General features: G+C 74.0%; 12 protein-coding genes. 9 read left to right on the top strand and 3 right to left on the bottom strand.

Features of this window, described 5'->3' with window-relative positions; genetic code table 11:
- The first annotated feature begins 69 nt into the window (after positions 1-69).
- The 5 genes from QP089_RS33605 (at position 70) to QP089_RS33585 (ending at position 5936) form a co-directional block, all read left to right on the top strand.
- Positions 70-1335, top strand: a complete 1266-nt coding sequence (locus QP089_RS33605; protein ID WP_285917161.1) for a cytochrome P450 — start codon at positions 70-72, stop codon at positions 1333-1335.
- A gap of 37 nt (positions 1336-1372) precedes the next feature.
- Positions 1373-2626: a cytochrome P450 gene (locus tag QP089_RS33600; protein WP_285917160.1), complete on the top strand. Its 1254-nt coding sequence runs from the start codon at positions 1373-1375 to the stop codon at positions 2624-2626.
- Positions 2627-2654: 28 nt separating this feature from the next.
- The gene (locus QP089_RS33595) at positions 2655-3947 is read left to right on the top strand and encodes a glycosyltransferase family 4 protein (protein WP_285917158.1); all 1293 of its coding nucleotides are present in this window, start codon (positions 2655-2657) and stop codon (positions 3945-3947) included.
- 98 nt (positions 3948-4045) lie between these two features.
- Entirely contained in the window at positions 4046-4807 is a 762-nt protein-coding gene (locus QP089_RS33590) for a class I SAM-dependent methyltransferase (RefSeq protein ID WP_285917207.1), read from the top strand.
- On the top strand, positions 4797-5936 hold the full coding sequence (locus QP089_RS33585; protein WP_285917156.1) for a glycoside hydrolase family 15 protein: 1140 nt from the start codon (positions 4797-4799) through the stop codon (positions 5934-5936). Before QP089_RS33590 ends, QP089_RS33585 begins: the two co-directional genes overlap by 11 nt.
- Before the next feature lie 128 nt (positions 5937-6064).
- Here the strand turns inward: QP089_RS33585 and QP089_RS33580 are convergent, their stop codons facing one another.
- Positions 6065-6730 carry a class I SAM-dependent methyltransferase gene (locus tag QP089_RS33580; RefSeq protein ID WP_285917205.1) on the bottom strand — a complete coding sequence of 222 codons (666 nt, stop codon included), beginning with the start codon at positions 6728-6730 and terminating at the stop codon, positions 6065-6067.
- Positions 6731-7028: 298 nt separating this feature from the next.
- On the opposite strand from QP089_RS33580, the gene QP089_RS33575 reads away from it, so the two are divergent.
- The 3 genes from QP089_RS33575 (at position 7029) to QP089_RS33565 (ending at position 9514) form a co-directional block, all read left to right on the top strand.
- Positions 7029-7220, top strand: a complete 192-nt coding sequence (locus QP089_RS33575) for a ferredoxin (protein WP_285917155.1) — start codon at positions 7029-7031, stop codon at positions 7218-7220.
- Positions 7221-7302: 82 nt separating this feature from the next.
- Positions 7303-9195, top strand: coding sequence for a DUF8508 domain-containing protein (locus QP089_RS33570; RefSeq protein WP_285917153.1), 1893 nt, complete (start codon positions 7303-7305; stop codon positions 9193-9195).
- 130 nt (positions 9196-9325) lie between these two features.
- A complete protein-coding gene (locus QP089_RS33565) occupies positions 9326-9514 on the top strand; it encodes a hypothetical protein (RefSeq protein WP_285917151.1) in 189 nt (62 codons plus the stop codon).
- 237 nt (positions 9515-9751) lie between these two features.
- Here QP089_RS33565 and QP089_RS33560 read toward each other — a convergent pair whose 3' ends face one another.
- Entirely contained in the window at positions 9752-12742 is a 2991-nt protein-coding gene (locus QP089_RS33560) for a sialidase family protein (protein WP_285917149.1), read from the bottom strand.
- Between the two features lie 109 nt (positions 12743-12851).
- A complete protein-coding gene (locus QP089_RS33555; protein ID WP_285917148.1) occupies positions 12852-13406 on the bottom strand; it encodes a DUF1707 SHOCT-like domain-containing protein in 555 nt (184 codons plus the stop codon).
- Between the two features lie 204 nt (positions 13407-13610).
- Here QP089_RS33555 and QP089_RS33550 point away from each other — a divergent pair, with 204 nt between their 5' ends.
- A complete protein-coding gene (locus QP089_RS33550) occupies positions 13611-14195 on the top strand; it encodes a Uma2 family endonuclease (protein ID WP_285917146.1) in 585 nt (194 codons plus the stop codon).
- Positions 14196-14305 lie beyond the last annotated feature (110 nt).

The following is a 14305-nucleotide window of genomic DNA, read 5'->3' as shown; positions in this document are numbered from 1 at the left end:
CGCGCGGCGCGACACGGAGCCACCGTCCCGTCCTCGAAGTGACCAGCCCCACCGGCACGAAGGAACCCCATGGCCACTGAGACCCGTACCGCTCCCGCCCCCGCCACCGTCGCGCCGGAGATCGACATCATCGATCCCGGCGTCTACGAGCGGGGCGGGATCCCGCACCGCCAGTTCGCGTGGCTGCGCGACAACGACCCCGTGCACTGGCACGCCGACCCCAACGACGGGGTCGACGGCTTCTGGGCGATCACCCGGCACGAGGACGTGGTGCGGGCGTCGCGGCGTCCCGACCTGTACTCCTCGCACGAGCGGACCTCGATGTTCGAGGAGTTCACCGACGACGACATCGCGCTGTACGGGCAGATGATGCTGTTCCAGGACCCGCCGGACCACACCCGGCTGCGCGGCATGGTCAACAAGGGCTTCACCCCGCGGATGATCGGCAAGCTGCAGGACCACATCCGGGAGATCTGCAACGGGCTGATCGACGAGGCGGCCGAGCTGGGCGAGTGCGACTTCGTCGAGCACTTCGCGGCGCCGCTGCCGCTCTACACGATCTGCGAGCTGCTCGGCGCGCCGCTGGAGGACCGCGAGCGGATCTTCGCCTGGTCCAACAAGCTGGTGGCCTTCAACGACCCCGAGTACATCGGGGACCGCACCGAGTCGCAGCTGTGCGCCGCCGAGTTCGCCGGCTGGGCGGGCGAGCTGGCCGCCGCGCGCGCCTCCACGCCGCGCGACGACATCGTGACCAAGCTGCTCACCCCGGACGCGGACGGCAACCGGATCACCGACGAGGAGTTCCAGCTCTTCGTGATCATGCTGTCGATCGCCGGGAACGAGACGACCCGGACCGCGACGGCGGGCGGCATGCAGGCGTTCTTCGAGCGCCCCGAGCAGTGGGAGCGGCTGAAGGCCGACCGGAGCCTGCTGCCGACGGCGGTCGAGGAGATCGTCCGCTGGGTCAGCCCGATCAACCAGTTCCGCCGCACCGCGATGGAGGACGTGGAGATGGGCGGCAGGCTGATCCGCAAGGGCGACAAGGTCGTCATGTTCTACGGGTCGGCGAACCGGGACGAGCGGGTCTTCGAGGACCCGTTCTCCTTCGACGTGGGCCGCGACCCGAACCCGCACATCGGGTTCGGCGGCGGCGGCCCGCACTTCTGCCTGGGCACCCACCTGGCCCGGATGAACCTGAAGATCATCTTCGAGACGATCCTGGACCGGATGCCCGACATCGCACCGGCCGGCGAGCCCCGCCGGCTGCGCTCCAACTTCGTCAACGGGCTGAAGGAGCTGCCCGTACGCTTCACCCCGTCCCCCCGCCGAGGTTGACGATCGAGGTCCCCCCGGACATGGAGGTCCTGGCGCGATGACCACCACCCCTGAGATCGGCCCCGCCCCCGAGATCGACCTGGTGGAGCCCGGCGCGTACGAGCGCGGCGGCATCCCCCACGAGCAGCTGGCGTGGCTGCGCGAGCACGACCCGGTGCACCGGCACCACGGCGACCCCGAGCGGGGGAACCCGCCCTTCTGGGCGGTGACCCGGCACGCGGACGTGGTGCACGTGTCCCGGCATCCGGAGGTCTTCTCCTCCTACGAGCGGCTCGCCCTGTTCGACGAGCCGCCGGAGGAGCACCTGGCGCTGCAGCGGCTGATGATGCTGAACCAGGATCCGCCGGAGCACTCGCGCAAGCGCAGCATCGTCAACCGGGGGTTCACGCCGCGCGCGATCGGCGCGCTGGCCGACCACATCAGGGAGATCTGCCGGGGGCTGGTGGCCGAAACGGTGGCGCGCGGCGAGGAAGCGGACTTCGTCCGCGACCTGGCCGCGCCGCTGCCGCTGTACGTCATCTGCGAGCTGCTGGGCGCCCCGCCGGAGGACCGGGAGAAGATCTTCCACTGGTCGAACACGCTGATCGGCGGGGACGACCCGGACTTCCAGCGCACGCCGGAGGAGGGCCAGGAGGCGGCGACGCAGCTGTACGCGTACGCCAACGTGCTGGCGGCCGACCGGCGGGAGAACCCGCGCGACGACATCGTCACCAGGCTGCTCCAGCCGGACGCCGACGGCCAGGTCCTCGACGGCGACGAGTTCGAGCTGTTCGTGATGCTGCTGTCGGTGGCCGGCAACGAGACCACCCGCAACGCCGCGTCCGGCGGGATGCTCGCGCTGCTGGAGCACCCCGAGCAGTGGGCGCGGCTGCGCGCGGACCGGTCGCTGGTGCGCACGGCGGCCGACGAGATCGTCCGCTGGGTCACGCCGGTGAACATGTTCCGCCGGACCGCCGTCCGGGACACCGAGCTCGGCGGACGCAAGATCTCCGAGGGCGACAAGGTCGTGGTGTTCTACGCCTCCGCCAACCGGGACGAGGCGGTGTTCGCCGACCCGAACGCCTTCGACGTCGGCCGGGACCCGAACCCGCACCTGGGGTTCGGCGGCGGCGGGCCGCACTTCTGCCTGGGGTCCCACCTCGCCCGGCTCGAGCTGAGTGTGCTTTTCGAAACACTTTTGGACGCTGTGCCCAATATTGAACTCGGCGGTAACGTACGGAGGCTAAGGTCTAGTTTCATCAACGGCATAAAGGAGATGCCGGTGCGTGTGCGACCGGCGTCCCGCGACTGACGGGAGTGGTGCGTGGGCAGGTACTGGCGTGGGTGAGGCAGACGAGCCGGGCGGACCGTTGCGGGTGGCCCTGCTCTCGTACCGGAGCAAGCCGCACTGCGGCGGCCAGGGCGTCTACCTCCGGCATCTGAGCCGGGAGCTGGCCGACCTGGGGCACACCGTGGAGGTGCTGTCCGGCCAGCCGTATCCGGAGCTGGACCGCGACGAGATCGCCCTCACCAGGATCCCGAGCCTGGACCTGTACCGGGACGAGGACCCGTTCCGCACCCCGGCGCGCGAGGAGTTCCGCGACTGGATCGACGTGCTGGAGTTCGCGCACATGCGCACCGGCGGCTTCCCCGAGCCGCTGACGTTCAGCCTGCGCGCGCTGCGCGAGCTGAAGCGGCGCCGCCGCGACTTCGACGTCGTGCACGACAACCAGGTCCTCGGCCTCGGCAACCTCGGCATCTCCCGGCTCGGCCTGCCGCTGGTGACCAGCATCCACCACCCGATCAGCGTCGACCGGCGGATCGAGCTGGAGGCGGCGCAGGGCGTCAAGCAGAAGCTCGGCAAGCGCCGCTGGTACGGGTTCGTCACCATGCAGGCGCAGGTGTCGCGGCGCATCGGCCCGGTGCTGACGGTGTCGGAGTCGTCCAAGGTCGACATCGTCAAGGACTTCCGCGTCGACCCCCGCGATATCGAGATCCTCCCGCTCGGCGTCGACACCCGGATCTTCCACCCGCGCGGCGAGCGCGTGCCCGGCCGGATCGTCGCGATGGCCAGCGCCGACGCCCCGATCAAGGGCGTGGACGTGCTGCTGCGCGCGGTCGCCAAGGTCGCCACCGAGCGGGACGTGCACGTCATCGTGGTCAGCCGCCCGCAGAAGGACGGCCCGACCGAGAAGCTCGTCAAGGAGCTGACGCTCGGCGACCGGGTCCGGTTCGTCAGCGGCATCAGCGACGACGCGCTGGGCGAGCTGATGGCCTCCGCGGAGATCGCCGTCGTCCCGTCCCGCTACGAGGGCTTCTCGCTGCCCGCCGTGGAGCACATGGCGTCCGGCACCCCGCTGGTCGCCAGCCGCGCTGGCGCGCTACCGGAGGTCGTCGGCGACGCCGGCGTGCTCGTCGCCCCCGGCGACGTCGAGGAACTGGCCGCGACCTTGCGCCTGCTGCACGACTCCCCCGAGGAGCGGGCACGCGTGGGCGCCGCGGGGCTGGCCCGCGTGCAGGAGCGGTTCGCCTGGCCCGCGGTGGCGAAGGCGACCGTCGAGCACTACCGCGCCGCGATCCGCGAGCGGAACTACCTGCGGCTCGCCGCGTCCAAGCGGGCGCGCGGCACCTGAGACGGGCGGCACCCGCAAGGGGCCGCATCATGCAAGTCCGCATGTGAGAAGTGCAGTGGGAACCCATCCGGGCCTCCCCGTACGGAAGGAGCACGACCCTGCTGACCGTGGATTTCCAGCGGTTCCGCGTCACCCCCGGAGACCGCATCCTCGACATGGGATGCGGGGCCGGACGGCACGCCTTCGAGCTGTACCGCCGGGGTGCGCACGTCGTCGCCTTCGACCTCGACGCGGACGAGCTGGCCGGCGTCGAGACGATGTTCGGCGCCATGCGCCTGGAGGGCGAGGTCCCCGAGGGCGCGACGGCCGAGACCGTGCAGGGTGACGCGCTCGACCTGCCGTTCCCCGACGACCACTTCGACAAGATCATCGCGTCCGAGGTGCTGGAGCACATCCCCGACGACATGCGCGCGATGCGCGAGCTGCTGCGGGTGCTCAAGCCGGGCGGGAGGCTCGCCGTGACGGTGCCGAGCTGGCTGCCCGAGCGGGTGTGCTGGGCGCTGTCGGAGGACTACCACACCGCCCCCGGCGGCCACGTGCGGATCTACACGCGCGCCGAGCTGGAGGCCAAGCTGAAGTCGACCGGCTTCGCGGTCGGCGGCCACCACCACGCGCACGGGCTGCACGCCCCGTACTGGTGGATCAAGTGCGCGGTCGGGGTGAACGACGACGGCAACCCGCTCGCCAAGGCCTACCACCAGATCCTCGTCTGGGACATCATGAAGCGGCCGCTGGCGACCCGGCTGGCCGAGCGCGCGCTGAACCCGCTGATCGGCAAGAGCGTCGTCGTGTACTCCACCAAGCCCACGGCGCCGAGCACGCCGGCGGCCCCGGCCAAGGAGACGGCGGATGCCCGCTGAGGCCGCTCCCCCGTCCCTGCCGGGGGTCGTGACGGCCGACGACGTCGTCGCGACGGCCCGCAGCATCGCCCGCCAGCAGGAGGCGTCCGGCGCGATCCCGTGGTTCTCGCCGACCCACGGCGTCCCGGGCCACGTGGACGCCTGGAACCACGTCGAGGCCGCGATGGCGCTGACCGTCGCCGGGCTCGGCGCGGAGGCGCGCCGGGCCTACGAGTGGCTGGCGGCCGTGCAGCGGCCGGACGGGTCGTGGCCGGCGAAGTGGGTGCTGGGCGAGGTCACCGAGCCGGGCGGCGAGTCCAACCAGGCCGCCTACGTCGCGGTGGGCGTCTGGCACGAGCTGGTGTGCACCGGCGACGAGGACTTCGCGCGGCGGATGTGGCCGACGGTGCGGCGGGCGATCGACTTCGTGCTGGGCCTGCAGACCCGGCGCGGCGAGATCATCTGGATCCGGCACGAGAGCGGCGAGGCGTCCGACCACGCGCTGCTGACCGGCTGCTCGTCGATCTACCAGTCGCTGCGCTGCGCGGTCGCGCTCGCCGAGCACCTGGGCGAGCCGCAGCCGGACTGGGAGCTGGCCGCCGACCAGCTCGGCCACGTGGTGGCCGCGCATCCGGAGGCGTTCGCCGACAAGAGCCGCTGGTCGATGGACTGGTACTACCCGGTGCTCGGCGGTCCGGTGCGCGGCGAGGCCGCCGCGCGGCGGCTGGCCGACCAGTGGGACGCCTTCGTGGTGCCGGGGCTCGGCTGCCGGTGCGTGTCCGACCAGCCGTGGGTGACGGCGGCGGAGAGCTGCGAGCTGGTCATGGCGCTGGACGCGGCGGGCGACCGGGACCGGGCGCTGGAGCTGTTCACCACCATCCAGCACCTGCGGCACGAGGACGGCTCGTACTGGACGGGCTGGCAGTTCGAGAACGAGCGGCACTTCCCCGGCGACCGCTCCACCTACACCGCGGCGGCGGTGGTCCTGGCGGCGGACGCGCTGGCGGACGCCTCGCCGGGCGCGCGGCTGTTCAAGGAGATCGCCGGACGCCCGCTCGGGCCGTGCGCCGCGTCCGACCCGACGGCGTGCGGGTGCGCGGAGTACTCGGCGGCGCGGCCGGGCGACCTCGCCTGGCGGCTCGGCCGCTGACCGTGCTCATGCGCGGGCGTCGGCGGCCATAGAACGCGTTCTCACGGCCGTGGGCCGCACCGGAGCGATCCGGGTGCGGCCCACGGCCTTCTGTGGCTTGTGAGGCTTCTGCGGCCTGCGCGGAGGGGTCAGGCCCCGGCGGCCTCGGCGGCCGGGTCGGCGGCGGAGACCCGCTCCAGGACGCGCAGGGAGCCCTGGACGCGGCGCTCCTCGAACGCGCCGCTCGCCAGCGCCCGCAGGTAGAGGCGGTAGGGGGCCTGGCCGCCGTCCCTGGGGTCGGGGAACACGTCGTGGATCACCAGCGCGCCGCCGACCGCGACGTGCGGCGCCCAGCCCTCGTAGTCGCCCTGCGCGTGCTCCTCGGCGTGCCCGCCGTCGATGAACAGCAGCGCGAGCGGGGTGCGCCAGAACGCCGAGACGGTCCGGGACTGCCCGACGACCGCGACGACGTGCTCCTCCAGGCCGGCGGCGCCGACCGTCTTGCGGAACGTCGGCAGCGTGTCCATCCGGCCGGTGCTCGGGTCGACCAGGGACGGGTCGTGGTGCTCCCAGCCCGCCTGGTTCTCCTCGGAGCCGTGGTGGTGGTCGACGGTGACGACGACCGTGCCCGCCCGCCGGGCGGCGGCGCCGAGGTAGATCGCCGACTTGCCGCAGTAGGTGCCGACCTCCAGCAGCGGACCGGTGGCGGCGAGCCGGGCCCCGTACTCCAGGGCGGTCTCGTAGAGGACGCGGCCCTCGTCGTCCGGCATGAAGCCCTTGGCGCAGCGGGCGGCGCGCAGGAGGTCCGCCGGCATCGCGGGAGGGCCGGCCGGGCGGTCCGCGGCCCCGGTCGTCCCCGGGAGGGTGGACGCCTCGTGAAAAGCGGACGGGGTTCCAGTCATCGGGGCACCTTATCCGACGCCGAATGAGACTCGGGTCTCGGCCCGGTCTTGCCACCCCAGAATGGAACGTGTTCTACTTTTCCGGGCGGGCGACCGGCGCCAGAACAGCGTTCGGTAGGTTGGGCGCCGAGCACCGGGCCGGCGGGGCCGCGCCGCGGCGCGGGCCCGCGCGGGACCGCCCGCCCATCCGGGAACGCGAACGGAGTAGCCGATGAGAGTACGAGTCGACCCGCTGGTGTGCGAGGCCAACGGCGTCTGCGTCGGGCTCGCCCCCGAGGTCTTCGACCTCAACGACGACGACGAGCTGGAGATCCTCAAGCCGGACGTGCCGGCGGAGGAGGCCGACCACGTCCGGCACGCGGTGCGCTCCTGCCCGAAGGCCGCCCTGAGCCTGGAGGAGTAGGCCCCCGCGGTTCGCCGCAGGCCCGGTCCGCGTGCGATCCTGCTGCCTGTCCGTCGGACGACTAGACGATCGTGGAGTGCGGGTGGCGTTCGCAGCTGCGGCGGGCCGTCTCCGGGCGGCCCGCACGCTCGCGTCGGTTCTGGCGGCGGCCCTGGCCGTCCCCCTCGCGGTGCCGCCGGCGGCGCGCGCCGCCGCGCCGGCCGGCGGGCGGCGCATCCACGACATCCAGGGGTCCGCGCACGTCTCGCCGCTGAACGGCGCCGCCGTCGCCGGGGTGCCCGGCGTCGTCACCGCCGTGACCGGCAACGGCTTCTGGATGCAGGACCCGCACCCCGACCGCAGCGACGCGACGTCCGAGGGCGTCTTCGTCTTCACCCGCACCCGGCCGTCCGCCGCCGCCGGGGACGCGGTCCGGGTGACCGGGAGGGTCGGCGAGTTCCGGCCGGGCGGCGCCTCGTCCGCCGGGCTCACCCGCACCCAGATCGACGCGGCCTCGACCGCCGTGGAGGCGCACGGCGCCGCGCCGCCCGCCCCCGTCGTCATCGGGCCGGGCGGGCGCCGCCCGCCGGCCGCCGTGGTCTCGGCCCGCAGCGGCGACGTGGAGAAGGGCGGCGCGCTCGACCCGAAGCGCAGCGGCCTCGACTTCTACGAGTCCCTGGAGGGGATGCGCGTCCGGATCGGCGACGCCGTCGCGGTCGGGCCGTCCCGCGACGGGCAGGTGCCGGTACTGCCCGCCAACGGCGCCGGCGCCGGGACGCGGACCGGGCGCGGCGGCATCCTGCTGCGCGACGGCGACGCCAACCCCGAGCGGATCGTCCTGGACGACGCGCTCGCGCCGCTGCCGGGGATGAACGTCGGCGACCGGCTGCCCGGGGCGAACGACGGCGTGCTCGACTACTCCTACGGCGACTTCACGCTGCTGCTCACCGCCGCCCCGCGGCGCGCCGGCGGCGGCCTGCCGCAGGAGGTCGCCCGGCCGCAGAAGCCCGGCGAGCTCGCGGTCGGCACCGCGGGCCTGGCCGGCCTGAGCCCCGACAGCCCGGCGCAGCGCTTCCGCGACCTGGCCGGCGACATCGTGCAGGGGCTGGGCTCCCCCGACCTCGTCACGGTCAGCGGGCTGCAGGACAACAGCGGCCCCGAGGACGACGGCACCGTCGCCGCCGACCAGACCGTCGCGCAGCTGATCACCGCGATCAGCGAGGCGGGCGGCCCCGCCTACGACTGGCGCTCGGTGAACCCGCGCGACGGCGCCGACGGCGGCGGCAAGGGCGGCAACAGCCGGGTCGGGTTCCTGTTCCGCACCGACCGCGGGCTGGCGTTCGTGGACCGTCCCGCGCCCGCCGACCCGATGGCCGGCGACCCGCCCGCCGGGCAGCCCGACCCGTCCGTCACGGCGGTCGCGGCGGTGCGGCGGCCGGACGGCTCCGCGGGCCTGTCGCTGTCCCCCGGCCGGATCGCGCCGCGCGACGCCGCCTGGAGCGGCGCGCGCAAGCCGCTGGCCGGCGAGGTCACCTGGCGGGGCCGCCGCATCATCGTCGTCGCCGACGACTGGTACCCGCGCAGCGGCGACGACCAGCCCGCCTTCGGCCGGTTCCAGCCGCCGTCGCGGCCCACCGAATGGCGCCGCGACGCGCAGGCCCGCGTGGTCGCCGGGTTCGTCAGGTCCGCCCAGGCCGCGGGGAAGAGGGCCGACGTCATCGTGACCGGCGGCCTCAACGACGGCGGGACGTCCGCGCCGGTCAGGACGCTGACGCAGGGCACCGGGCTCACCGACCTGGTCGCCAGGCTGCCCGCGGGCGACCGCTACACCGCCGTGTCCGGCGGGAACTCCGAGGACCTCGACCACATCCTGCTGAGCCGGTCCCTGCAGAAGCGCAAGCACCGGTTCGACATCGTGCACCGCGGCTCGGAGTTCGCGGCGCGCGCCGGGGACCACGACCCGACCGTCGTCCGGATCGACCTTTCAGGCAGGTAACGGACGTTCCGTATTTCCGGCGGTACCGAAAAGATCGTCAAGGAACGATCCGGAAACCCGCTGGTGTTTTTCTCCCCGGCGCGGGGGCAGCCATCGGTCGTCACACCCCCTCAGGGAGGAGACGCCCCCCATGGCGTACAGATATCGGTCGCGCCACATCAGTCTGGTCGGCCTGATCTATCTCATCATCGGCGTGTTCGTCGCGTGGGACCGCGGCTACATCGACGTCCCGCTGCTGCGCCAGGTCGGCAGCGCGCTGCTGGCGATATTCCTGTGGTTCCTCATCCTGCTCGGCGTGGACCTGCACATCCACGCCTGAGCCGAGAGCGCACGGGCCGCCCGCGCGTCCCCCCGCCGTCGGGCGGCCCGTGCCCGCCACCCCCGGCGACAGGTCCCCGTGCCGCCGGGGTCATAGACCGCAGAGCACCCGCGGGGTTACTTTCCGCTCATGACGAAAAAAGACTGCAGTTGCGGACATGGCGGCGGATGCTCGTGCCCGAAGGGCTGCTCCTGCGGCTGCAACGGGTGAGCCCGTCCTAGCCCGCCCTAGCCCGCCCTAGTCCGTCCTCGGCCCGGCGCTCGACGCCGGAACCGGTGCCGGCGCCCGCCAGAGCAGCGGCGTCTCCTCGCCGTCGCGGACGCCGGTACCGGTCCCGAGGACCGTGCCGCCGGCCGGCGCCATCGCGGTGAGCCGCTGGTCGCCGCGTCCGCCGAGGCCCCGCGCGGGGACCCGGCTCCATGCGGCGCCGTCCGCTGAACCGAACACGGCCGCATCGCCCTGCGCGGTCGTGACGGCTGCCACGAACGCCTTCGGCGTCGCCGCAAGCGCGGTCACCTGCCGGGCGCCCGCCGGGGAACGCTGCGCCCACGTCCGCCCTGCGTCGGCCGACACCAGCAGGTTCGCGTCCGTCCCCGCTGTGACCAGCACGTTCCCGCGCGCCGCGACCTGCGCGAGCGGTCCCGGGCTTGGCGGCACTGCGGTCGTCTGCGTCCAGGCGGCGCCGTCCGGCGACGTCCAGACGGCGGGCTTGCCGTCCCGGCCGCCGACCGCCGCGTAGCCCGTGGCGGTGGCCACCACGTCGGTGAGGTTGCCGTTCACCGTCGCGCGCTTCCACGTCCTGAGGTCGGTCGAGCGCCACGCGGCGCCCCCGCCGACCGCGACATAACCCGCCGGACCGGACGCGACGGCCGCCGGCGGGGCCGCGGGCATCGGCGCGCGCTGCCACACCGTCCCGTCCTGCGACGTCATCGCGAGCGCGGTGGAGCGAGGACCGGACGCGCGGCCGACCGCGAGCCAGCCCTGCTTGCCGAACGCCACGTCCGACAGCACTCCGGCGGCGGCCGGGAACCGGCCGCGCTGCCATGTGCGGCCGTCCGGCGAGCTCCAGATCGCCGCGCCGCCGTTCGTGCTGCCGACCGCGACCGCCCGGCCGGGCCCGGCGGCGAGCGACCGGATCGTCCGCTCGATGTGCACCGCGCCGGGCACCGCCGCGAGGTTCACCCCGGACAGGTACGCGTCACCGCCCTGATGCCCCGCGACCATGACCGCACCGCCCGCCGCTACGGCGAGCCCGCTGCTCACCACAGGACCCGCCACCGTGCCGGACGGCTGCCAGACACGCCCGTCGGCACTGCGCAGCATCGTGCGCTGCCCCTTAGCGCCCTTCACCAGGACGCCGAGGCCCGCCGGGGAACCGCCGAACCGCTCCACGCCGGCGTATCCGGGCACCGAGAACTGGCCCTTCGCCTGCCACTTCAAGCCGTCCGCGGAGGTGAACAGCACGCCGTGGCGCGTCGTCCTGCGGTGCTTCTTCCGGCCGGTCGTCCGCTGGCCCTCGCGCACCGTCGCAAACCCGCCCGGGCCCGCGACCAGGCCGTTCGTCGAACCGTACGATCCCTGCGCCTGCGGGACGTTCACCGCCGTCCAGGTCCGCCCGCCGTCCGCCGAACGCCACAGGCCGTCGCCCCGCACCGTCCGCGTGACCTTCTTCTTGCCCTTCTTGCGGGTCACCTTCCGGCTGAACGTCCCGTGCGTCACCAGCACGTTCCCGGACGCGGCGAGCCGGTCCAGCCCGGTGATCCCGGCCTGCAGCCCGTCGATGCGCTGCCACGCCCGGCCGTCCGCGGTGCTCCACACGACCGCCCGGCCGCCCGCCGCGCCCACCGCCACGTACCCGTGCGCCGTCGCGGCCAGCGCGTTCACCTGGTCGCCCGGCTTGAACGCGGACGCGTCGAGATGCCGCGTCCACGTCGCACCACCGTCGCTCAGCCACACCACCGTGCCGCCGGACGCCTGGCCCAGCGCCACCCAGCTCCCGGTTCCCGCCGCGACCAGCCGCGGCCGCTCCCCCGCCGGCGGCTCCGATCCGTCCGCCCCGCGCACCTTGGCGACCCGCCACGCACGCCCGCCGTCGGCGGACACCAGGAACCGCACGCGCTCCCGGCCCGGCGTGCCGTCGCCCTCCGTCCCCGCCGCGACGACCGTCCGCCCGGACGCGGCGACGACGGCGAGGTCCTGCACGAGCCCGTCCACCGTGGCCGCCGGATCGGCGGCGAACATCGCCCCCGCCGGAACCGCCGCGGGCACCCGCGGCTTCTCGGGCTTCCCGTCCCCGTGGTCGACCACGAACAACGCACCACCCGCAACGAGCACAAGCCCGGCCGCCCCCGCGACCACCCCCCGCAATCCGACCGTCCGCCGCCCACCCCCACGCCCGTTCTCCCCCGCCACGCCCACACCAGCCGCGCCCGCACCGGGCTCGACCACGTCAGGCTTCCCTGCGCCGGGCTCGCCGGGCACGGCCACGCCAGACTCGGCCACATCGGCCTCGCCTGCGTCGGGCCTGGCTACGTCGGACTTGACCGCAGCCGACGCCGCGACGACGACCGACCCGGACTTCCGCCCCTTCGCAGGTCGCTTCCCAGCGCGCCTCCCGCCCGAGTCAGCGGCAGGCTTCGATTCCGCCTCCTCCACGTCAGCCCCAGTGGCCGCCGCCCCACCTGCCGTCCCGGCTTCTGAGGCAGTGGCCGCGCCTTCTGCCGGACGGGCGGTGCCCTCCTCGCGCGACGCGGACCCGGTCGGCGGGTCGGCGGGGGTCGGCGAGGGTGGTTCTGCCTTACCCGGTTTCGCGGCGGGCGCCGCGCTCTCTGCGGGTCGGGCGGTGCGCTCGTTGTGGGGCGCGGGTTCGGTTGGCGAGAGCGGCTTTGGGTTCGCCGTGGTCTGGCGGGGTTTGGGGGTGCGGCGCTTGCGCTTCTTCTTGTGCGGCGGCTCCGGCTCGGGGGGCGGGGCGGTCGCGCGGATGGCGTTGCGGCTCGCGGGCGCGGCGGGCTCGGTCGCGCGGTCGCGCGGGGGCGCTCCGTGGCCCCAGCCGATGCCGGCGGTGCGCCATGCCTCGTAGGCGCGCTGCCAGGGCGACAGGGCCGCCGGGAGGTCGGCGAGGTCGCCGGCGACGCCGAAGGTCAGGCGGCGCCTGACCTGGCGGGAGCCGGCCGGCCGGTCGTCGGCGGGGGACGCGGTCTCGCCCCGCTCCGGGGTCCTCGCCGTCACGCATGCTCCTTCACGGTCCGGGGACCACTATCAAACCGCGCCACATCGGTGTCTGTTCGGACATCGGCGTGAACGGCGGCCGATCAGGCCGCTGGAGCGTTCTATCACCTCACGGACGGCGTATCCGATCTTTCGCCTCGATCTCCCCCTTGTAGGCGAATCCCTGCACGTGCACGACCGGCGCGTCCGGGCCGGGAGTGCCGTGCAGGTCGGCCGAGACGCCCATGCCGCCCGTCTCCACGCGGACGCCCGGCGGGACGACGATCTCGACCGTCGACTTGTAGGCCAGGACGCGGATCGTGGTGACCGGCCCGTCGAGTTCGGCGGCGCGCAGGTCGAGCAGCGCGTGGCCCTTGTAGATGACGGTCGTGTACTTCTCGGGCAGGCGCCAGCGGCCGGTGCGGCGGACGCCGCTCTTGTAGGCCAGCTGGAAGCGCCCGGCGGGGCCGCGCCGGACGGCGGGCGCGGGCGCGAGGGCGTCCGGCAGGTCGGCCGAGACCTCGGCCAGGTCGTCGTGGGTGCGGGCGGCCAGGGCGAGGTCGATGCGCTCGTCCAGCTCGGTCTCGCTGAGCCGGCCCTCGGCGTAGGCGGTGTGCAGCCGCACGAGGACCCGGTCGCGGTCGCCGTCGGAGGCGCGCAGGCCCTTTCGCTGCTCGACGGTCATTCTCAGATCTCCTTCGCGGCGGTGTGCCCGCGGCCCCGGCGCCGCCGGCGGGCGGAGGGTCGGGCCGACTCGCGATGTATCGTAACCCGCCTTCGCTCGGTTTACGAGAGATTCGCCCGGATCCGACTCGCGATCATGGGTTGCCGGGCTCGCGGGCGTCCGGCCGGTAGATTCGGATCAGCCCGTTGCTGAGGGGGGACGGTCATGGGCGGGACGCCGGGGCGCGCGCACGGCCCGTACACGCTGTACGACCTGGACGCGATGCCCGAGGAGGGGCGGCGTTACGAGCTGGCGGACGGCTGGCTGAACGAGCTGCCGGGCGACATGTGGCACGACCACGCCGCCGACACGCTGAAGGCGATCCTGAAGGACGCGGCCCGGCAGGCCGACGCGGACGTGCACGTGGCGGGCGCGCCGCAGGACGTCACCACCCCGGCCGGCGTCCGCAAGCCGGACGTGTTCGCCGTCGCCCGCGACGTCGCGCGCGCCGCGCTGGAGCGGCAGACCCGCACCTACTACGGCCCCGACCTGATGCTGGTCGCGGAGGTCGTGACGCCCCGCACCGTCAACGAGCAGATCGACCGCGTCCGCAAGGTGGACGAGTACGCGGCGACCGGCATCCCGCACTACTGGATCATCGACCTGGAGCCCCGCCCGTCGATCACGATGCTGGAGCTGGCCGGCGGCCGCTACGAGGTGGCGGGCAAGGCCCGCTCCGGCGAGACGCTGACGCTGTCCGCGCCGTTCCCGATCAGCTTCGACCCCGTCCGCCTCTCCGAGATGGAGTGACGCCCGCCCCCGAGTGGCCAGATCCTTTCAGTTGATGGCGATCTCGCCACTTTTTGGCGCGGTGGCGGACGGGCAGAGTGGGGGCGTCGCAACTCGGAAGGGGAGTAACG

This window comes from Actinomadura opuntiae, assembly GCF_030283205.1.
Classification (GTDB): domain Bacteria; phylum Actinomycetota; class Actinomycetes; order Streptosporangiales; family Streptosporangiaceae; genus Spirillospora.
This window is presented reverse-complemented; position numbering and strand designations above follow the sequence as displayed.

Excerpts from the sequence above, each read along its gene's own strand:
- QP089_RS33605 (WP_285917161.1), top strand. The coding sequence starts at position 70 with ATGGCCACTGAGACCCGTACCGCTCCCGCCCCCGCCACCGTCGCGCCG.
- QP089_RS33600 (WP_285917160.1), top strand. The coding sequence starts at position 1,373 with ATGACCACCACCCCTGAGATCGGCCCCGCCCCCGAGATCGACCTGGTG.
- QP089_RS33585 (WP_285917156.1), top strand. The coding sequence starts at position 4,797 with ATGCCCGCTGAGGCCGCTCCCCCGTCCCTGCCGGGGGTCGTGACGGCC.
- QP089_RS33580 (WP_285917205.1), bottom strand. The coding sequence starts at position 6,730 with ATGCCGGCGGACCTCCTGCGCGCCGCCCGCTGCGCCAAGGGCTTCATG.
- QP089_RS33575 (WP_285917155.1), top strand. The coding sequence starts at position 7,029 with ATGAGAGTACGAGTCGACCCGCTGGTGTGCGAGGCCAACGGCGTCTGC.
- QP089_RS33565 (WP_285917151.1), top strand. The coding sequence starts at position 9,326 with ATGGCGTACAGATATCGGTCGCGCCACATCAGTCTGGTCGGCCTGATC.
- QP089_RS33555 (WP_285917148.1), bottom strand. The coding sequence starts at position 13,406 with ATGACCGTCGAGCAGCGAAAGGGCCTGCGCGCCTCCGACGGCGACCGC.
- QP089_RS33550 (WP_285917146.1), top strand. The coding sequence starts at position 13,611 with ATGGGCGGGACGCCGGGGCGCGCGCACGGCCCGTACACGCTGTACGAC.